This is a genomic window from Brevibacillus sp. AG162, from assembly GCF_006715575.1.
Classification (GTDB): Bacteria; Bacillota; Bacilli; order Brevibacillales; family Brevibacillaceae; genus Brevibacillus; species Brevibacillus brevis.
In genome coordinates, this window is sequence record NZ_VFNO01000002.1 from 995,971 (window position 1) to 1,013,870 (window position 17,900).

Genomic DNA, 17,900 nt, shown 5'->3' on the forward strand with positions numbered 1-17,900 from the left:
CCACCCTCCTTTTTCTTCTATTTAATAGGATAACCAGCAGCGCTACCTCCAACACGAAAAAGCCCTCCACATTCAAAGGAGAGCTTTTTCGTGTTGGAGCTTGACGCTCTTTTCCTATCCTTACGCCTTATTGCGTACTTTGATATACGAAACATTTCTGACGTTGATGACAACATCATCATACTGAAGCCATCCGTCGTTTTGATTAGCGACCATTTGAATGATCTCTTCCGGTTCCGTCGTTTCGACGCTAATCGTTTCACCGCCTCCGGAAAAGTAAAATTGAATCACTTTTACTTCCTTCATAAAAATCCCCTCCTATTCCTTCTAGTTATCGGATAGTTGGAAAATTTTTGTTACGGGTGATTTTCGGGAAATACTTTATGAACAATTAGTTTCTTTTCCCTACCAAAACTTGACAAAGATACATCTTTTGGCTTATATTTTGCTAGATTATATCTAGCAAATTTCGACACAACTTTACAAATTTTGCTAAATAATGCAAAAGGCAAAGTCATCGAAAGGTGGCGACGCAAAACCACGGGTCTACAGTCTTTGACCATGATAGCCGGGTTGCCATCATCTTGTGACCATTTTTTGATGTTGGTAGCTTCGGTTGTTCCATTTCGATGGAACGGCCTTTTTTTGTGTTTACTTTTTTGAAAGGAGGATGAAAGCATTTTCATTTTCGTAACGGATGGAAACACATAACTTTTGAGACGACAAACATACACAACATAGTTCAATCAGAGAAAATGATGGAGTGGAGAAGTTATGTACAAACAAGTAGAAACCGTACAAGAGTTAGCTAAATTTCATGAAATCAAAGAAACAGTATGGACCAGCATGGGCTTCGAGATGGAGTACGCGAAAGAAGGCTCCGCTCAGTTCCTCTTAATTGCCGAAGATGGTGAAGCAGGCGGAACATTTGAAATGACGCCCTTTTCCAAATCAAGTGCTTATATGAAATCACTTTTTCAGGATGTTGTTACAGAAGATATGAAAGTAATGGAGGTAGACAGTCTCGCTGTTTTGCCGAAATACCGCGGACAACTGGGGCAAAAAGGAATTTGCCTGATGATAGATTACGCTGAAAAGCATGGTTATACCCACGCAATCGGGGTAGCTGATCCGACCTTTTTTAAGTTCATCAACAAGAAATATCAAGTAAAGGCGACTCAGACCAAAGATATCGTCTTTTACAAAGGGGCCGACGCCATTCCGACCCTCTTTCATCTAAAAGATGTCTATGACAATAAGCACGATCCGAAATATTCCTGGTACAATTCGTCGTCATCCAACCAAGTAAAAGTCGAGGTAGGTGGGTAAAAAATGGATAACATTGATCTATTGAGAAGAAGAAACAATTGGGTCGTAATCGTATTCGCAAGTATTATTACGGTTGTTCAAGTCTTAAACCTCTTTCTAGGCGTACCGTACACATTCGTTTTCACGGTGCTAGGTATTTTGTATGGCGTGCTGGCACCTTTTACTTACATCTCCAATCGCCCGAATTTCCGTGAAAAAGCAGCGCCCTTTATGAAGTTTTTCAACTTCGCCGTAATCGGGATCTTTATGTTCATCATAGTTGGACTGGACCCGCATATGATCAATATCATGACCATTATGTTCTTTGTAGCAGTCATGGGGATTTATCAAGACCGACTCATCAATATTTTAACGATTGTATCGACATTGGGTATTGTCTCTTACTACTTCCTGACACAGAGAGAAACGATTTTCCATTCGACAAGCAATCTTGATCTGATGTACTTCCTGCTTACCTTCTGCTTCGTCTCTGTCACGAGCATGATGCATGCTGTATTCAATAACAAGCTGCAAGAGGAAAGTGAACAACAAAAGCAAGAAGCGATTGCCTCGAAGGAATCGTTGCAACGTGTTCTGGATCAGATCAATGAATCACTCACCTCTATGCAAGACTATCAAGAGAATTTGAACAAGGTGACGGACGGTGTAAATGTTCGCGCTGTCGAAACCGTCGCTTCCCTGCAAGACATTATGGAGTCCTTTACGGTCCAGACCAGCAATACGGACGAGCTGCGTCGGGAAATGAGCTCGACGAATCTGCAAGTTGAGGATATGACCCGCTCTGTTACAGAGATGCATGAGTACGTAGAATCGACCAAAGAAGCCACTAGCGAGAGCGGAAAACGCATTGGCAACATCGGCAATGACTTTGAACGATTCATCAAGGACATCCAAGGCACGAACCAGCTGATTCAAGAGCTCAATAAAGAAACCGAATCGATTGGGAAGATTATTCAAACCATTTCCGAGATTTCTGCACAAACCAATCTGTTGGCACTCAATGCCACGATTGAAGCGTCTCGCGCAGGCGAACACGGCCGAGGATTTGCTGTCGTAGCAGATGAAGTACGCAAGCTGGCTGAATCCTCCAAGCTATCCTCCGAGTCGATCTCGAGCCTGCTCATGACCATTCGCGAAAAAATGAAGCTCGTATCGGATATGATTTCTGAGTCCCAGACTTCTTTTGAGAAAAACAGCGAGGGCATTCTCGAAGTACAAGAAATGTTTACCAATGTAGACAACTACATGCAAAACTTCGCAGATAAAACGAAAAACCTGCAAGAGTTCATCATCCATGTTCACAGCATGATTCAGGAAGTCGGCGCAAAAGTTGAAGTCAACGCAGATATTACCGACAAGAACAAGGAGAGCCTGGAAGAAGTGCTTGTTCTCGTTTCTGAGCAAAAAGAAGAAGTCGTTAAGGTTTCTGGCGGCTTTGAGAAAATCGAACAGCAAATGCGTGGTCTCCATATGTAACCTTCCTGCAACCGCCTTTCACGGGCGGTTGTATTCTTTTTCATTTTGTAACCGAACAGATATATAATGTAAATATTCTGATATTTGTTACCATGAAAGGAGGCACATCATTGATGGATGGACGTATCGAAACGAAAACCATTCAGACCAATCGCCTGCTCGTTTCCTACCTGACAGCAGGCGTACCGGAGGGAGAACCGCTTCTTCTCATTCACGGCAATGCATCATCCAACTTGTTCTGGGATGATACCATTGCGGCGCTGTGTGACCAGTACCGTGTGTATGCACCTGATATGCGTGGCTATGGAGCAAGCGAAGCATTGCCCATCGATGCGACACGCGGTTTGCGAGACTGGTCGGATGACCTTCATTCGTTTATTCGGGCATTGGACTTGCCAACACCTGTCCATCTTGCCGGCTGGTCATTAGGTGGAGGAATCGTGATGCAGTTTGCCATCGATTACCCGCAGGAAGTCCGCTCCCTGATTCTCATCGCCCCCATGTCCCCTTACGGCTTTGGTGGAACCAAGGATATAGCTGGCACCCCATGCTATAGCAGCTTCTCCGGATCAGGTGGAGGAGCTGCCAACTCCGAGCTGGTCAAAAGAATAGCAGCCAAAGATATGGGCAATGAATCTCCCTCCAGTCCTCGCAATGTCATGAATCAGCTCTATTTCAAGCCCCCGTTCCAAGTTGCCCCAGAGCAGGAAGATCGTTATGTGAGCGCGATACTCTCTACGCGAACGGGAGAGGGCTTTTACCCCGGTGCCTTTGAATACGTAAACGATTGGCCCGGTGTTGCTCCTGGAACGACGGGGATTACGAATGCGATTTCTCCCAAGTACGTTAATTTGTCCGGTATTGTCCAGATGGAGCCGAAGTGTCCGATTTTATGGATACGCGGTGCGGATGATGCTATTATCTCGGATCAGTCGCTTGCTGATTTCGGTACGCTGGGCAAGCTTGGCTATGTCCCCGGATGGCCCGGAGAAGACGAATATCCCCCGCAACCGATGGTCTCCCAAATTCGTGACGTGCTCGAACAATATCAGTGCGCTGGTGGTTCTTATCAGGAGATTGTTATGGAAAATGTGGGGCACGCTCCACACATCGAGAAAGCGGCAGAGTTTGTAGAGCTCATTCGAAAAACCGTCAGGGCATGACCCTGACGGTTTCTCGTTGTCCGTTTTCATCCCGCCCAAATTTGGTCACATTGGGCTAAAAGCAGACGATCTCGGACACACCTGTTCGCGTGCTGCTGACACTAAATGATGTTCCTCTGTATCAAAGCTTATCCTTCGCTCGTCTGAAAGACTACGCGACCTGGATATCCGATAGGAACATCCTGATAAGGGCTATTTCGGCGTATCTTTCTCCGCTTTCGATACCTTCAAGTTAAATTCTCTTTCCTGCTCCTCAATAATCGCTCGATCCTCTGCATTATCTCTCACTACTTTTTGCGTCAAAATCGATCCAACTGCTACCAGAAGCATACATGCGATATAATACCCCTTTTCGTGGAGCTGAAGACCTGTTGCATTGTATAAACCGATGGAAAATAGCAGTACACCTGCGCCCAATGTAAAGTACGCCAAGAAAGTGAAGGCTCCCGTGTTGCGCATCCGATGCTTTTGTGGATACATAGTAACACCCCTCACATTTTGTTCATGTGACTCATGCTAAATATAAGTCAACCGGACGATTTCTCGCCCGGTTGCCTCTAGAGATTACTTCACAGCTTCTTTCTTGCCAAAGAACGTACGCAACGCCTTGTATACCTCGCCCTTTTCCCGAATGACACAATGCATGAATTTCGGCTCTTTGATGTGGCGATACGCTGACATGAGGGTGGAATGGCGATTATACTGATTCACTTCACCATAGCCGAACATATTGCATCTCTCCATGAGCTCCTTCACCAGCTTTACGCAACGCTCATTATCAGACGTGAGGTTGTCGCCATCGGAAAAATGGAACGGGTAAATGTTGTACTGCGATGACGGGTAGCGGCTATCGATGATCTCCAACGCTTTTTTGTAGGCAGAGGAGCAGATCGTCCCCCCGCTTTCCCCTTTCGAGAAAAAGGTGTCCTCCGTCACTTCCTTCGCATCTGTATGATGGGCAATAAAGACGATCTCGACTTTTTCGTACTTGGTGCGCAGAAAACGTACCATCCAGAAGAAAAAACTGCGGGCGATATACTTTTCAAACACGCCCATACTTCCTGATGTATCCATCATTGCAATAATGACAGCATTGGAATGAGGCTTGATGATCTCTTCCCACGTCTTGAAGCGCAGGTCATCATCGGTGATCCCCAGCTCCATATCACTGTAGCCTGCCAGCGCATTTCGGCGGATGGCCGCGATCAGCGTACGTTTTTTATCAATGTTGCCCATCAAGCCTTTTTTCCTGACATCATTGAACCGAGTCTCTTCCACGACGATTTGTTCCTCGTCTTTTTGCTGAAGGTTCGGCAGCTCCAGCTCGGCGAAAAGCATCTCCTGCAATTCTTCTACGCTGATTTCAGCCTCGTAGTAGTCTACACCTGGCTGGTCGCCCGCTCCCTGACCCTTTCCAGGCCCTTGCGCCGGATCGCCGTCACGGGCTATGACATCGCCAACTTTACTGTTTCCTTTACCTTGACCGCCATGTTTTCCCTTTTGGAAGTTAAAACGCAATCGGTATTCATCCAGGGAGCGAATAGGGATCTTAATGACTTCCCGACCATTCGACATGATGATGTTTTCTTCGCTGACGAGATCGGGCAGATTTTTTTTGATCGCTTCTTTCACTTTTTCCTGGTGTCGATTTTGGTCCTGGTACCCTTTGCGGTGCAGCGACCAGTCTTCCCGGGAGACAATGAACGATGATTCATCTTTCATGCCGTCTCCTCCTAGCAACTGGCGCAATCTGCGCCGAATATGACGTGCTCCTCATGTCGCCAACGTTCTGTCATCTGTTCAACAGGCTTCCCACGTAGCGCAGCAGCTCATTTGCGCAAACCGGGCAATATTGATGCTCTTCGATAAGGCGCTTGGTGACCTCATTAATTTTCTTGAGCTGATGCTCATCTGGTGTTTTGTTCGAGGTCGTAATCTTGACGACATCCTTCAGATCAGCAAACAGCTTCTTCTCGATAGCTTCCCGTAGACGATCATGGGTGCTGTAGTCAAAACGCTTCCCTTTACGCGCATAGGCCGAGATACGGATGAGAATTTCTTCACGGAAGGCCCGCTTGGCATTTTCCGAGATACCGATTTGCTCCTCGATGGAACGCATCAGGCGCTCATCTGGATCCATCTCCTCACCTGTAACGGGGTCACGGATTTTATTCATGTTGCAATAAGCTTCCACATTGTCCAAATAGTTATCCATAAGCGTTTTTGCCGACTCTTCGTAGCTGTAGACAAACGCCTTCTGCACTTCTTTTTTCGCCAGCTCGTCGTATTCCTTGCGCGCGATAGAGATGAAGTTCATATACCTCTCCCGCTGCTCCTTGGTGATGGATGGATGCTGGTCAAAGCCTTCTTTTAGCGCCCGAAGAATATCAAGGGCATTGATGCACTCGGTGTCGCGGCGGATCAGTGCACTAGAGATACGGTTGATGACATAACGCGGATCAATACCGGACATTCCTTCATCGGAATGCTCGTTACGCAGCTCTTCCAGATCGGCTCCCTTGAAGCCTTCCACCGATTCACCGTCATACAGCCGCATCTTTTTCAACAGATCGGCCCCTTGTTTTTTCGATTCTTTCAGGCGGGTCATAATGGAAAAGACTGCTGCTGAACGGAGCGCATGCGGTGCAATATGCACATGCCCCAAGTCAGATTGCTTGATTAATTTCGCATATATTTTTTCTTCATCACTGACACGCAGATTATACGGCATCGGCATGACGATAATCCGAGATTGAAGTGCCTCATTTTTCTTATTCGCAATAAAAGCCTTGTACTCCGATTCGTTTGTATGCGCAACAATCAGCTCATCTGCAGAAATAAGGGCAAAACGACCTGCCTTGAAGTTTCCTTCCTGTGTCAGCGACAGGAGATGCCACAAAAATTTCTCGTCGCATTTCAACATTTCCTGAAACTCCATCAATCCACGATTGGCTTTGTTCAGCTCACCATCAAAGCGATACGCACGAGGGTCGGACTCAGAGCCGTACTTCGTAATCGTCGAGAAGTCAATGCTCCCCGTCAAATCGGCAATATCCTGTGACTTCGGATCGGAAGGGCTAAATGTACCGATCCCGACACGGTTGGCTTCGGAAAACAAAATCCGACGAACAGGGAAATCCTCGATGCACCCTCCGTATTCAGTCTCCAACCTCATCCGGTTATAGGGCGTCAATTCTCCTTCAATCTTGATTCCCAGCTCTTCTTCCACCTCTGGACGTAGCTCGTGAGGGATGAGATGGAGCGGTTCTTCGTGCATGGGGCAACCATCAAGAGCATAGATCGCTCCGGCTTCCGTCCGTGAATACTCTTCCAGTCCTCGCTTGAGCATCGTCACGAGCGTAGACTTACCGCCACTGACAGGTCCCATCAAGAGCAAGATGCGTTTGCGGACATCCAGACGACGCGCAGCCGAGTGGAAATATTCCTCCACTAGGCGCTCAACAGAACGATCCAATCCAAAGATTTCTCGACTGAAAAATTGATACGAACGTGAGCCGTCCTCGTTCTCTTCAACTCCCGCGCTTTTAATCATGTTGTATACGCGTGAATGCGCCGTTTGGGCAATTTGCGGATTTTTACGTACTAGTTCCAAATATTCGGCGAATGTTCCTCTCCACATCAGGTTTTCTTCGCGGGCCCGGTGCTCAGCGATCCGTTTTAAAATGTCCATGTTCGACACTCCTCCCTCTTAAGCCCTCTCTCTTCCCAACGACAATGTACTCTCATGTATATGTCCGCCTGCGGTCACGCATTCACGTGCAAGCCGTTTTCTCCGGTTGCCAACAGGCTCTTACAGCCTTTACATATGTGTATGCGCGACATCAGCACAAGTTTCAGCAATCTTCCCATAAAAATCCGTCACATTACTTTTCTCACGCTTGGAAGATTACGGAATTGTAAGGTTTAACGAGCGTAGCTGTAAGCTGATTCGATGGTTTGTAATCCCTACTCCCCTGTAAAATACAATCATAAGCAGCAGACACGGAAAGCCAATATGGATTGGCATAACATACAGGAGGAACGATCATGGATATTCAAGCAGAACGCATTCAAGTGAAAAAAGGACTTTATTTGACCGGCATCGCAACCTTGGTGATTCTTTCGGTATTTATTTACCAAGCAGTGACAGGAATGGAACTTGATACAGGAGAAATACTGAGTGTGCCCATTGCGCTTAGTGCCTTCTTGAAACTTGTGAATGACCATCGAAAATTGTCACTTACGTAAGGAAGCAACAGCTTTAATTCGTTTGCAAAGTGGGCAGGCTACGCTATAATGGGAGTAGTTTGTTTACGAAAGGAGCTGTCAAACGTGGGTACATTTATCGTAGCATTGGTCTTCGGAGCTTTTCTGTTTTTCATTCTGACAGCTGGCTACAACGAGGACAAAACCTGGAACATGTAAGGATCATCCAGGGAAAAAAGCAGGCTGCCTACTGTGGCAACCTGCTTTTTTTGTTTTCTTGTTATTTCTTATTCTCTTTCTTTTCTGCTTTCATCGCTTCGATATCAGCCTTGATTTCTTTTGCGCTCTTGCCTGCTGTGTCAACGCCCCACTTGGCCGCCTTTTCTTTCAGGTTTTGGAGCTGTTCTTGCTTCTTCGCTTCTTTTGCTGCCTTTTTCTCAGCGTTTTCTGCTTTTTTTGCTACTTTTGCTTCTTTAATAGCCGCTTTTACTTCCTTCGCCGTTTTACCTGCCGTGTCAACACCCAGCTTCACAGCTTTTTCGTTTAGCTTGGCGAGTTGTTCTTGCTTCTTCGCTTCTTTTGCTGCTTTTTTCTCAGCGTTTTCTGCTTTCTTTGCCGCTTTTGCTTCTTGAATGGCTGCTTTTACTTCCCTATTTGCTTTATCCGTGGTTTCGACACCCCACTTGGCAGCCTTCGCGTTCAGTTTTGCTCTGTTTTCTTCCTTTTTCTCCGCTTTCGAGTGCGTAACCGCAGCATCCGCCGCAGTCACACCAGAGATACCGCTAAACAGCAAGGTAGCCATTACCAGAGACGAAACAAGTTTTTTCATGCAGGATTTCCTCCTTTATTATGTAAAACATGGTCGTACACATCTAGCCTACCTGATGATTTTGGGAAAAGTATGTGAAAAAGCAGGCTTGACCATTTTTTCAAACGGACAGCCTGCTTCTCACCTATTCTTTCATGCTCATTTCTTAACGCGCAAACACACCGCTTTTTTCAGAAATCGCCGTAAACAGCTCTTCTAATGATCCACGCTGATCTACCTGATACTGAGGCTCACCACGGTCTTCCATCCAATTGGTTACCAGGAACGTTTTCATCCCCAGCTTGGATGCGACCATGTCCTCCTGCATGTGATTCCCGACCATGACACAATCTGTCGGTTCAACCCCGAGCTTTTGGCAAATCTCCTTGTAATAACCAGGATTCGGCTTCGTGAAATGCGATTCCTCATAGACAGTGACCAGCTCGAAATCATCCGGGGACATCCCGATCCAAGCGAGGCGATGGTGAATCGCATCACGTGGGAAAACAGGATTCGTCGCTACTGCAACCCGAAATCCTTGCTCTTTGGCGGCAGCAATAATCTGCTTTGCCCATGGCGAAGGATACGTCAAGTGAGAAAGTGTCGGAAACACATCGCGATAAAACGAATCGAACAGAGGCCATATTTCCTCCCGATCCCACTCACTGTGTTCCGTAAAATGCTCGATAAAAACTTGCTCGTTCGTCTTGTCAGGCTCTTGGTTCATGATCATTGCCTTGGTCGCATCCCAAATCAGCGCCAACAGCTTTTCGGTATCGTACTTATCTCCGACATGACGCCCTACTTCAACCAAGTAACTTTTGACAAAGGGTTCTGTCTGCATCTCTAATAACGTACCGTCCAAATCAAACAGGATGGTGTTTACAGTCATAATGGATCTCTCCCTCCCAAATGCCTTACGATAGCGATGGAAAACCTAACTGACGAAGTCCCTCAAACAAGACAATAGCTGCACAATTGGACAGGTTCACAGAACGGGTCGCACCGCTCATCGGGATACGAATAGTCTGTTCCCGATATTTTTCTGTCAGCTCTTCCGGCAAGCCCGTCGTCTCCTTGCCCAAAATAATGTAGTCGCCATCCCGGAAAGAAACGTCCGTATACAACTTTTCCCCCCAGGTCTCCACAAAGTAAAAGGTACCCGCACCTTCTCCTTGTGCCGCAGCAAAGTGCTCAAAGCTCTCATGATGGTGAACGTTAACCGCATGCCAATAATCGAGACCAGCCCGCTTCAGGTAACGATCATCCGTTGAAAATCCGAGCGGATGAATCAAATGCAGATGCGCTCCTGTCGCTGCACACGAACGGGCGATGTTTCCCGTGTTGGCTGGAATGAGCGGCTCATGCAAAACAATATGTAACGGCATATCTGAAAATCTCCTTGTAAATTGCGAACTTGATACCTGTACACGTCCTATTATACCACCGTGCCCAGCTTCTGTAACAAATGGAGTGCCTGCTGCATCTAATCAGAAAACTTTGGCTATCGAAGGAGTGACGATTAGATGGGGACACCCATTTCTTTTGGGCGACGCCTTGTCGCACATTTGAGCATCCTGAGTTTGATCCTGTTAGGCACCAGTTGGATGTGGGCTGATTTTTCTTCATTCCCTGCACTGGAAACATGGAGTATGATTCTCGGCTATCTTTCATTTATTTTGATTGGCTGCACCTTATTGGTTGGTCCACTCCAGTCCTGGCTCCCTGCTGGCTGGATGACTGTCAGCTTGTCCATCCGTCGAGATATCGGCATATGGGCTGGGCTAACTGGACTGTTGCACGTCATTCTTGTGCTCGTCCTTTTTGAAGGTGAGCCTCGCCTGATAATCCTACAAGAAAACCGTTCTGAAAAGGCGGATGGATGGATGGGTCTGTTCTTTTTCGCTTCCTCTGATCCAAGCATGTGGCCATCTCCCAACTGGACCCTCACAGGCGTTGCGAACTATCTTGGTCTGCTTGCTTTCTTCATTCTACTACCCCTGTGGCTGACTTCTTCTGCACGCGCAGAAAAATGGCTGGGTGGCTCCAGTTGGAAAAGGCTTCATCTCGCCAATCCATGGCTTTTTGTCATCGTCTTGTTCCATGGCTTGATTTACATCCAATCCATTAAAGGAGAGCCGCATACCTTTTCAGACATGCTCGTTTTCGCAGCAATGATTTGGATCGTTCGAAGCATCTCTTTTATACGAAGAGCTTTTTTTCGCAAGCGGTAATTATACCCCTCTTATATGAAAGAAGGCATAGCGCATTTTGGGCGTATAGGCTGTGGAATCCTCATATGCCCAATAACGCATGCTGCTATCTGTCGTATGGGCATTCACTAACGGCATCTGATTTGCGTCTTTTGCGACCACAATCGTATTGTGCTGAAAACGCCCATCCCCGTTAAAATCATAACAAATGATATCACCTGGGACCAATTCGGCCGCAGAGCTTTTCATAACCGCCCGCATAGGTGGTCCCCCCGATTTCAAAAGCAAATACAAGCTATGTGCTACCGTCCAGCTATAGCTCCAAGAGGCTCCTTTTCCCGTGCGAATCCACCAGCCCTTGCCCATCTCTTTCGACAACAGCATAGGAATTCCACCAGCGTGTAAACATTGCGAAATAAAATTCGTGCAGTCATCCGTAAAACGAGGATATACGGGATTGGTCGTATTCCAATAGCGTTCCGCATACGCGACTGCATTTGCAGCGTTGTATCCTCCCGCTCCATGCACAATCAGCATTGGTTGGTTAATGGCATCCTCGACACCTGACACAACGATGACAGGCTCTTCCTCTTCCTCGACCACCAATTTTTGATCACCATTCGACTCCCTTGCCCCGATTATCGACCATTTTTCATTCGTTTTGAGCAACTGGAGCTGGAACAATCGTTTGTTTGCCTCTTTATACTTGGTATGCTTGATCCCCAGTGTTTTATTTTCTTGCCATCGAACCGTTACTTCTATGGTGGCATCGGTATCTACCCAGCACATGGGCGTTACTTGTCCTTGGACAGCCAATAATTTGACTCCCCGCTCCTCGATCTTCCGCTTCTCCCGGTTCAGTCGATCCCATTCTTCCTGTACGCCAGACTCTCCTGTGCAATAAAAAGGCAGCAGCCGCTCATACTTTCCGTCCATCGATGACTGGTGAACTGCTTGAAAATATTGCTGAACAAATTCACGCCACTCCACTTTCCCCTCCTCCTTTCCGCCTCCAGACTGCGACATAGACTCATGAACCGTTCATCTCAATGAAGAATATGTCACTCGTGGAGCATTCAGAAGAAAAAGAAAAGCTGTCCGAGCAAGCAGACAGCTTATTAGGAAGAAGCATGAGCAAATAGTGGCCCTTCTTCTAAGGAAAGCAAATATTTTTTAATCGATAAGCCACCGCCGTATCCGACCAAGGCACCATTCGAGCCAATGACACGATGGCAAGGTATAATGACAGGAATCGGATTCCGATTGTTCGCACCGCCAATGGCACGAACAGCTTTCGCCGCTCCAATCGCCAAGGCAATATCCTTGTAAGAACGAGTTTCTCCATAAGGGATGTTCGATAGCTCATTCCATACATCCTTTTGAAAGGGAGTGCCGTACAATACGGTTGGAACATCAAACGTCTTTCTCTTGCCTGCAAAATACTCTTCTAATTGTTTTTTTGCAGACTCATTGATCGCATCGTTACGCGTTGGGGTAATTCCTAAGAACGTTTTTTTGCACCAGCGCACAAGCGGCGCCAATCCGTCTTCTTCATTGGCAAACTGAATGTAGCACAGCCCTTCTTCTGTAGAAGCCAGGAGCAATGGTCCAATTGGTGAATCCATCATGGTATAGCCTAATTCCTTTGCCATTTTACGTCCTCCCTCTCTCGTTCAAACTAAGCCTCAGCCTGCGCGCAAATCAAGCTCATGCCTTTTTCTATCTCTTCCACCACTTCTGGTGACGTCTCTTTTGCTTTTGCGGTAATGAGCGCTTCTTGTGCCTGCTCTCCCCCGATTTTTCCAAGCGCCCATGCAGCAGTTCCGCGGATGACTGGACGAGGGTCTTCGAACAAAAGACGCTCCAAATGAGGAACAGCGGTCCGATCCTTGAAATGCGCAAGTGCTAGTATGGCATTGCGCTGAATGGGCTTTTTACCCCGCCAAGATGAAGAGGATTGACCGAACTTTTCCTTGAACTCCTTATTGCTCATCTGAAGCAGCGGAATCAACAAAGGCTTGGCAATCTCCGGATCGGGCTGAAATTCAGCATGATGGTCGTTGTCGATGCGACGGTTCTTAGGACATACTGTCTGACAAGTGTCGCAACCATACAGCCGATTCCCGATTTTTCCCCGGAATTCATCTGGAATAAAATCTTTCACCTGTGTCAAATAAGCTACACATCGCTGTGCATCAAGCTGCCCGCCCTGAATCAAGGCTCCGGTCGGACAAGCGTCTACACATATATTGCAGTCGCCACAGCCTTCTTCGATCGGTTGGTCGCTTGGCAACGGAAGATTAGTCACAAGTTCCCCCAAGTACACCCATGAACCGAACTCCGGCGTTATAATGGCACAGTTTTTTCCTACAAACCCAATCCCAGCCCGCTCGGCTACCGCACGATCTGACAGTGCTCCCGTATCCACCATGGATTCGATCCGAGCCCCTGGCTCCAGCTCCATAATGAATCGCGTCAGCTTGTCCAGCTTGTCGCGCAGAACGTGATGGTAATCGGTTCCCCATGCTGCACGGCATAAGATTCCCCGATACGCACCAGTCTCTGACTTTGGTGGATTTTTGAGCTTGGATGGATAGGCCAATGCTATAGAAATCAGCGAACGTGCCCCGTCCAACAACAGTTCCGGATTCGTCCTCTTTTCTAAATCAGACTCTTCGAATCCAGATTCATAACCCTTTTCTCGATGTACAATAAGCCGTTCTTTTAAGGTAGTGAATGGATCGGCACTGGCAAACCCGATCTTATCGATTCCGATTTCCTTGGCATAGTCAATGATGGACTGCTTTGTCTGCTCCCAGTACAGCAAGTCGTTCACAGCTGTTTAATCGCTCCTGTCGCCAATTCGTCGCAGCGGTTGTTCCATTTGTTGTCGGCGTGTCCTTTGACTTTTACGTACTCTACCTTGTGGGTGTCCATCAATTGCAGCAGTTCTTTCCATAAGTCTTGATTTTCCACCTGCTGGCCTTTGCTGTTTTTCCAGCCATTTTTCAGCCAGCCTTTATACCAGCCTTGCTTGAAGCAGTTAACCAAGTATGCACTATCGCTATACAGCGTCACCTTACAAGGCTCCTTCAATGTAGAGAGCGCCTTGATGGCCGCCAACAGCTCCATTCTGTTATTCGTTGTATGCGGTTCGGCACCGGACATTTCCTTGATGTGTTGGCCGTACATCAGTACAGCTCCCCAGCCACCTGGTCCTGGATTGCCGGAACAAGCTCCGTCAGTATAAATATCAACCTCACGCATCGTCATCGTCAGGGGTTCCCTCCTCTGTTCTCTTCTATTGTATCGAAGCTTAGTCGCTTCCACAAAAATTTTTTGTTATACTACCAAAAATAGGATTAGTAAGGAGTGTCTATAGATGAAAGTTCAGCTAGATCCTTCCGTGTCCGAGCGTCTGCCGCAATTTTCTCTCGGCATTTTACAATACAACAATGCTTCCGTCAGCGACTCCCCCAAAATGCTGCAGGGACGCATTAATTATTATGTGGAGAGTTTGCGGCTGGAGCACGACACTGCAAACCTGACAGAAATCGAAGGCATCCGCGAGTGGAGGGCCTGTTTTAAACAGGTTGGCATTGATCCGTCCCGATACCGCCCTTCCTCCGAAGCATTGCTGCGCCGACTGCTGCAGGGAAATCCTTTTTTCTGGATTAACAGCGCTGTTGATGTTAATAATTTTTTCTCGGTTTTGCACGCACTTCCTTTTGGAATTTATGACCTCAATCACTTAGCGGGTGATATCACTTGTCGTCTCGGCCACGCCGAAGATGTCTATGAAGGATTAAATGGACGTGAAGTCAACATGGAAGGAAAACTGCTGCTCGCTGATGGTAACGGAGCATTTGGGAGTCCCATCGTCGATTCCAAGCGTTCATGCGTGACGGAACAAAGTACCACGCTCCTCCAAGTCATCTTTTTCCATGAAAAAATGGAACAATCTAAAAAAGAAGAAATCGTAGGCTCAGTTGGTCGCATGTTCACGGAAATTAACGGTGGCGAGCTGACTCACTCCTCTATTGTTACCGCCTAAGAAAAAGACGGCCCGTCATGCAGCCTGGCCGTCTTTCTTTACGCTATCTTCTTCCTTTTTTCTAAAAATGATATGTTCCAGGACCAAGCACACAATAACTCCGAGCAATAAGCCATTGCCGAACAAGAAGCTGGCTAGTGCAGGAAGTTGCTGCCAAGCTACAGCAGGTACGAACATGACTCCGATCCCGACCAGTAGCGAGCTGCCCCCAACAATAATCGTACGTTCGTCCATCTTCACATTTACGTAATCTTTCAAACCGAAGCCAAGCAGTTGCGTATAGGAAATGAACATCGCCGCATAAGCCACTGGAGTAGGCAAAGCCGCCAAAAAATGGGCAACAGTGGGAATCAGCCCAATCAGCATCATCCCCAGCATCGCTATCACAAATGGCAGGCGTGAAGCCATTTTCGTCGTTTGAATAACCGCTGCTGCCAAGGAAAGTGGAATCATACCTACCACACCGCTCAAGCCTGACAGGAAATGGGATACCCCTGTAAAAATACCACCGCGATTGTACTGCTTTTCAGTAGGCACAGTGTCTGTCGCTTTCCCCATGACCGACAAACTCGTCATGAGGTTTGTCAACAAAACGAATCCTGTCAGCATACTCGTTAATACAACGCCCCAATCCCAGCGTGGGGGTCCCCAAAAGAAAATAGAAGGCCATGAAAATATTTGTTCAGTAGGCCGAACTGGTTCTGTCCATCCAAGTAGTGCGTACACGATCCAGCCCCCAACCATGCCAAACAAAACGGCAAAACTTGAGAATCGCTTCGTTCGCATAATGAACACAACAAGGGCTACAATCCCTATGGACACAAGTGCTACACCCGGCTGTACCTCTTTTGAATGCTGAAAACCAATACCGAGCATGCCCGTGAGAATGTTACTACACAAAGAAACAGCAAGCAAAATCATATACGTACCAGAAACCAGCGGCGTAAACCACTTCTGTAATTTGCCAATCCAGCCTAATAAGCCAAAAATGAAAAAGAGTAGACCTGCTAATATCATACCCACTTGAAAGGATTGGCCGATTTCTTGTGGATGGAGACCCATGCTCGTTCCGAGTTGAGCTAAAATGATAAAGATCCCCCACCATAATCCAGCCGGTCCTTCTATCATCGGATAGCGGTGTCCAATCCATACTTGCAGTAGTGACGCAAGTCCAATGTAAAACATGGTCTGCTGCATCAGCTTTCCAATTTCATCAGCCTGCAAGCCGTACATATCTCCAATCATTAGTGGTACCGCCACACTGCTTGAAACAGTTACGATCATCCATTGTAATACGGACAGCGTCGTGATCCCCATTGGCGGCTTGTCTTGCAGTTTGTAAAACACCTCAACCACCTCGTCCTGTTACTTACACAAGTGACTATTTCCCTATGCGCATATCAAAGCAGAAAAAAACCCCAATCATCAAGAGTTCTTGACATTCAGGGTTAGCTTGTAAATGTATGGTGCCGGTGAAGGGACTTGAACCCCCACGGTTTCCCTCACGATTTTGAGTCGCGCGCGTCTGCCATTCCGCCACACCGGCAAATATTTTGGAGGAGGCACCCGGATTTGAACCGGGGGTGAGGGTTTTGCAGACCCGTGCCTTACCACTTGGCTATGCCTCCATGATAAAAGGTGAAACAATTTGAGAAATGGAGCGGACGAAGGGTCTCGAACCCTCGACCTTCGCCTTGGCAAGGCGACGCTCTACCAATTGAGCTACGTCCGCATTTTAATGGCTGGGGTACTAGGATTTGAACCTAGGAATGACGGAGTCAAAGTCCGTTGCCTTACCGCTTGGCTATACCCCAATAAGTAATCCCCAACTATGAATTTATGGGGCGATCGATGGGACTTGAACCCACGAGTGCCGGAGCCACAATCCGGTGCGTTAACCCCTTCGCCACGACCGCCATGATTACTGCTATTGTCTTAAAAAATGGCAGGGGCAGTAGGAATCGAACCCACACCAAAGGTTTTGGAGACCTTCGTTCTACCGTTAAACTATGCCCCTATAAAGGTGGCTCGGGACGGAATCGAACCGCCGACACGAGGATTTTCAGTCCTCTGCTCTACCGACTGAGCTACCGAGCCTTATATCCATGCTTTACGCGCCAATTTCACTTGATTAGAAATGGCGGAGCTGACGGGACTCGAACCCGCGACCTCCGGTGTGACAGACCGGCGTGAACTCCAACTTCACCACAGCTCCATATTTGGTTGCGGGAGCAGGATTTGAACCTGCGACCTTCGGGTTATGAGCCCGACGAGCTACCGAGCTGCTCCATCCCGCGATAATCAGGACGATCGAGTGTCAGTGTTGCCACAGGACGTAGCGCATTTAACTGACCTTCCTTGCCCTATATAAGTGGTGGAGGCTGACGGGATCGAACCGCCGACCCTCTGCTTGTAAGGCAGATGCTCTCCCAGCTGAGCTAAGCCTCCAAATCACCTACAAATATGTAGGGATTTTTCTAGGTGACCCGTAGGGGATTCGAACCCCTGTATGACAGCGTGAAAGGCTGCTGTGTTAAACCGCTTCACCAACGGGCCAAGATGGCGGATGGAGTGGGATTTGAACCCACGAGACGGTTCGACACCGCCTACACGATTTCCAATCGTGCTCCTTCGGCCGCTCGGACATCCAT

The 17,900-nt window shown here is 47.5% G+C and carries 18 protein-coding genes, 11 tRNA genes and 1 riboswitch; of the genes, 6 read left to right on the forward strand and 23 right to left on the reverse strand.

Annotated features, from left to right (window positions below; translation table 11 throughout):
• Positions 1-120: 120 nt before the first annotated feature.
• The gene (locus FB479_RS09620; RefSeq protein WP_142064559.1) at positions 121-306 is read right to left on the reverse strand and encodes a hypothetical protein; all 186 of its coding nucleotides are present in this window, start codon (positions 304-306) and stop codon (positions 121-123) included.
• Positions 307-497: 191 nt separating this feature from the next.
• A riboswitch (cyclic di-GMP riboswitch) is annotated at positions 498-581 on the forward strand.
• 193 nt (positions 582-774) lie between these two features.
• Between FB479_RS09620 and FB479_RS09625 the strand changes: the two genes are divergently transcribed.
• The 3 genes from FB479_RS09625 to FB479_RS09635 all read left to right on the forward strand — a co-directional run bounded on the left by FB479_RS09625 (position 775) and on the right by FB479_RS09635 (position 3,968).
• The gene (locus tag FB479_RS09625; RefSeq protein ID WP_047070379.1) at positions 775-1,329 is read left to right on the forward strand and encodes a GNAT family N-acetyltransferase; all 555 of its coding nucleotides are present in this window, start codon (positions 775-777) and stop codon (positions 1,327-1,329) included.
• 3 nt (positions 1,330-1,332) lie between these two features.
• Positions 1,333-2,805 (forward strand): methyl-accepting chemotaxis protein, encoded by a 1,473-nt coding sequence (locus tag FB479_RS09630; RefSeq protein ID WP_106655949.1) that lies wholly within the window; start codon positions 1,333-1,335, stop codon positions 2,803-2,805.
• A gap of 113 nt (positions 2,806-2,918) precedes the next feature.
• Entirely contained in the window at positions 2,919-3,968 is a 1,050-nt protein-coding gene (locus tag FB479_RS09635; RefSeq protein ID WP_106655950.1) for an alpha/beta hydrolase, read from the forward strand.
• Positions 3,969-4,160: 192 nt separating this feature from the next.
• On the opposite strand, the gene FB479_RS09640 is transcribed toward FB479_RS09635, so the two are convergent.
• The 3 genes from FB479_RS09640 to FB479_RS09650 form a co-directional block, all read right to left on the reverse strand.
• A complete protein-coding gene (locus tag FB479_RS09640) occupies positions 4,161-4,448 on the reverse strand; it encodes a YiaA/YiaB family inner membrane protein (RefSeq protein ID WP_106655951.1) in 288 nt (95 codons plus the stop codon).
• 84 nt (positions 4,449-4,532) lie between these two features.
• The gene (yhbH, locus tag FB479_RS09645) at positions 4,533-5,690 is read right to left on the reverse strand and encodes a sporulation protein YhbH (protein ID WP_142064562.1); all 1,158 of its coding nucleotides are present in this window, start codon (positions 5,688-5,690) and stop codon (positions 4,533-4,535) included.
• 70 nt (positions 5,691-5,760) lie between these two features.
• Positions 5,761-7,659, reverse strand: a complete 1,899-nt coding sequence (locus FB479_RS09650; RefSeq protein WP_142064566.1) for a PrkA family serine protein kinase — start codon at positions 7,657-7,659, stop codon at positions 5,761-5,763.
• Between the two features lie 356 nt (positions 7,660-8,015).
• Between FB479_RS09650 and FB479_RS09655 the strand changes: the two genes are divergently transcribed.
• Positions 8,016-8,216, forward strand: coding sequence for a hypothetical protein (locus FB479_RS09655; RefSeq protein ID WP_088906116.1), 201 nt, complete (start codon positions 8,016-8,018; stop codon positions 8,214-8,216).
• Between the two features lie 238 nt (positions 8,217-8,454).
• Here FB479_RS09655 and FB479_RS09660 read toward each other — a convergent pair whose 3' ends face one another.
• The 3 genes from FB479_RS09660 to trmL form a co-directional block, all read right to left on the reverse strand.
• Positions 8,455-9,003 carry a hypothetical protein gene (locus FB479_RS09660; protein WP_142064569.1) on the reverse strand — a complete coding sequence of 183 codons (549 nt, stop codon included), beginning with the start codon at positions 9,001-9,003 and terminating at the stop codon, positions 8,455-8,457.
• Between the two features lie 145 nt (positions 9,004-9,148).
• Positions 9,149-9,874 (reverse strand): HAD family hydrolase, encoded by a 726-nt coding sequence (locus tag FB479_RS09665; protein ID WP_142064572.1) that lies wholly within the window; start codon positions 9,872-9,874, stop codon positions 9,149-9,151.
• Positions 9,875-9,899: 25 nt separating this feature from the next.
• On the reverse strand, positions 9,900-10,370 hold the full coding sequence (trmL, locus tag FB479_RS09670) for a tRNA (uridine(34)/cytosine(34)/5-carboxymethylaminomethyluridine(34)-2'-O)-methyltransferase TrmL (RefSeq protein ID WP_048031461.1): 471 nt from the start codon (positions 10,368-10,370) through the stop codon (positions 9,900-9,902).
• A gap of 138 nt (positions 10,371-10,508) precedes the next feature.
• Between trmL and FB479_RS09675 the strand changes: the two genes are divergently transcribed.
• On the forward strand, positions 10,509-11,216 hold the full coding sequence (locus FB479_RS09675) for a ferric reductase-like transmembrane domain-containing protein (protein ID WP_142064574.1): 708 nt from the start codon (positions 10,509-10,511) through the stop codon (positions 11,214-11,216).
• Here the strand turns inward: FB479_RS09675 and FB479_RS09680 are convergent, their stop codons facing one another.
• From FB479_RS09680 to rnhA, 4 genes are all read right to left on the reverse strand, one after another.
• Positions 11,217-12,185, reverse strand: coding sequence for an amidase domain-containing protein (locus FB479_RS09680; RefSeq protein WP_106655995.1), 969 nt, complete (start codon positions 12,183-12,185; stop codon positions 11,217-11,219).
• A gap of 128 nt (positions 12,186-12,313) precedes the next feature.
• Positions 12,314-12,847 carry a methylated-DNA--[protein]-cysteine S-methyltransferase gene (locus FB479_RS09685; protein ID WP_106655996.1) on the reverse strand — a complete coding sequence of 178 codons (534 nt, stop codon included), beginning with the start codon at positions 12,845-12,847 and terminating at the stop codon, positions 12,314-12,316.
• Between the two features lie 26 nt (positions 12,848-12,873).
• Positions 12,874-14,031, reverse strand: a complete 1,158-nt coding sequence (gene queG / locus FB479_RS09690) for a tRNA epoxyqueuosine(34) reductase QueG (protein ID WP_142064577.1) — start codon at positions 14,029-14,031, stop codon at positions 12,874-12,876.
• Positions 14,028-14,462: a ribonuclease HI gene (rnhA, locus tag FB479_RS09695; RefSeq protein ID WP_173630755.1), complete on the reverse strand. Its 435-nt coding sequence runs from the start codon at positions 14,460-14,462 to the stop codon at positions 14,028-14,030. The genes queG and rnhA overlap by 4 nt, the downstream gene beginning before the upstream one ends.
• Before the next feature lie 115 nt (positions 14,463-14,577).
• On the opposite strand from rnhA, the gene FB479_RS09700 reads away from it, so the two are divergent.
• Positions 14,578-15,249, forward strand: a complete 672-nt coding sequence (locus tag FB479_RS09700) for a B3/B4 domain-containing protein (RefSeq protein ID WP_142064580.1) — start codon at positions 14,578-14,580, stop codon at positions 15,247-15,249.
• A 15-nt stretch (positions 15,250-15,264) separates the two neighbouring features.
• On the opposite strand, the gene FB479_RS09705 is transcribed toward FB479_RS09700, so the two are convergent.
• The 12 genes from FB479_RS09705 to FB479_RS09760 all read right to left on the reverse strand — a co-directional run bounded on the left by FB479_RS09705 (position 15,265) and on the right by FB479_RS09760 (position 17,805).
• Positions 15,265-16,596, reverse strand: a complete 1,332-nt coding sequence (locus FB479_RS09705) for a purine/pyrimidine permease (RefSeq protein WP_106655999.1) — start codon at positions 16,594-16,596, stop codon at positions 15,265-15,267.
• A 117-nt stretch (positions 16,597-16,713) separates the two neighbouring features.
• Positions 16,714-16,795: transfer RNA gene (locus tag FB479_RS09710), tRNA-Leu, on the reverse strand.
• 8 nt (positions 16,796-16,803) lie between these two features.
• Positions 16,804-16,877, reverse strand: a tRNA-Cys gene (locus tag FB479_RS09715).
• 28 nt (positions 16,878-16,905) lie between these two features.
• Positions 16,906-16,981: transfer RNA gene (locus FB479_RS09720), tRNA-Gly, on the reverse strand.
• A gap of 7 nt (positions 16,982-16,988) precedes the next feature.
• A tRNA-Gln gene (locus FB479_RS09725) sits at positions 16,989-17,063 on the reverse strand.
• Positions 17,064-17,089: 26 nt separating this feature from the next.
• Positions 17,090-17,165: transfer RNA gene (locus tag FB479_RS09730), tRNA-His, on the reverse strand.
• Positions 17,166-17,192: 27 nt separating this feature from the next.
• Positions 17,193-17,266 (reverse strand) — tRNA-Trp (locus tag FB479_RS09735).
• Positions 17,267-17,273: 7 nt separating this feature from the next.
• Positions 17,274-17,346, reverse strand: a tRNA-Phe gene (locus FB479_RS09740).
• A 41-nt stretch (positions 17,347-17,387) separates the two neighbouring features.
• A tRNA-Asp gene (locus FB479_RS09745) sits at positions 17,388-17,464 on the reverse strand.
• 5 nt (positions 17,465-17,469) lie between these two features.
• Positions 17,470-17,546, reverse strand: a tRNA-Met gene (locus FB479_RS09750).
• 75 nt (positions 17,547-17,621) lie between these two features.
• Positions 17,622-17,697 (reverse strand) — tRNA-Val (locus FB479_RS09755).
• A gap of 34 nt (positions 17,698-17,731) precedes the next feature.
• A tRNA-Glu gene (locus FB479_RS09760) sits at positions 17,732-17,805 on the reverse strand.
• Between the last annotated feature and the right edge of the window lie 95 nt (positions 17,806-17,900).

Bases quoted from the DNA above. Each gene is read 5' to 3' on its own strand.
- FB479_RS09620 (WP_142064559.1), bottom strand. From the start codon at position 306: ATGAAGGAAGTAAAAGTGATTCAATTTTACTTTTCCGGAGGCGGTGAA.
- FB479_RS09625 (WP_047070379.1), top strand. From the start codon at position 775: ATGTACAAACAAGTAGAAACCGTACAAGAGTTAGCTAAATTTCATGAA.
- FB479_RS09630 (WP_106655949.1), top strand. From the start codon at position 1,333: ATGGATAACATTGATCTATTGAGAAGAAGAAACAATTGGGTCGTAATC.
- FB479_RS09635 (WP_106655950.1), top strand. From the start codon at position 2,919: ATGGATGGACGTATCGAAACGAAAACCATTCAGACCAATCGCCTGCTC.
- FB479_RS09640 (WP_106655951.1), bottom strand. From the start codon at position 4,448: ATGTATCCACAAAAGCATCGGATGCGCAACACGGGAGCCTTCACTTTC.
- yhbH (WP_142064562.1), bottom strand. From the start codon at position 5,690: ATGAAAGATGAATCATCGTTCATTGTCTCCCGGGAAGACTGGTCGCTG.
- FB479_RS09650 (WP_142064566.1), bottom strand. From the start codon at position 7,659: ATGGACATTTTAAAACGGATCGCTGAGCACCGGGCCCGCGAAGAAAAC.
- FB479_RS09655 (WP_088906116.1), top strand. From the start codon at position 8,016: ATGGATATTCAAGCAGAACGCATTCAAGTGAAAAAAGGACTTTATTTG.
- FB479_RS09660 (WP_142064569.1), bottom strand. From the start codon at position 9,003: ATGAAAAAACTTGTTTCGTCTCTGGTAATGGCTACCTTGCTGTTTAGC.
- FB479_RS09665 (WP_142064572.1), bottom strand. From the start codon at position 9,874: ATGACTGTAAACACCATCCTGTTTGATTTGGACGGTACGTTATTAGAG.
- trmL (WP_048031461.1), bottom strand. From the start codon at position 10,370: ATGCCGTTACATATTGTTTTGCATGAGCCGCTCATTCCAGCCAACACG.
- FB479_RS09675 (WP_142064574.1), top strand. From the start codon at position 10,509: ATGGGGACACCCATTTCTTTTGGGCGACGCCTTGTCGCACATTTGAGC.
- FB479_RS09685 (WP_106655996.1), bottom strand. From the start codon at position 12,847: ATGGCAAAGGAATTAGGCTATACCATGATGGATTCACCAATTGGACCA.
- rnhA (WP_173630755.1), bottom strand. From the start codon at position 14,462: ATGCGTGAGGTTGATATTTATACTGACGGAGCTTGTTCCGGCAATCCA.
- FB479_RS09700 (WP_142064580.1), top strand. From the start codon at position 14,578: ATGAAAGTTCAGCTAGATCCTTCCGTGTCCGAGCGTCTGCCGCAATTT.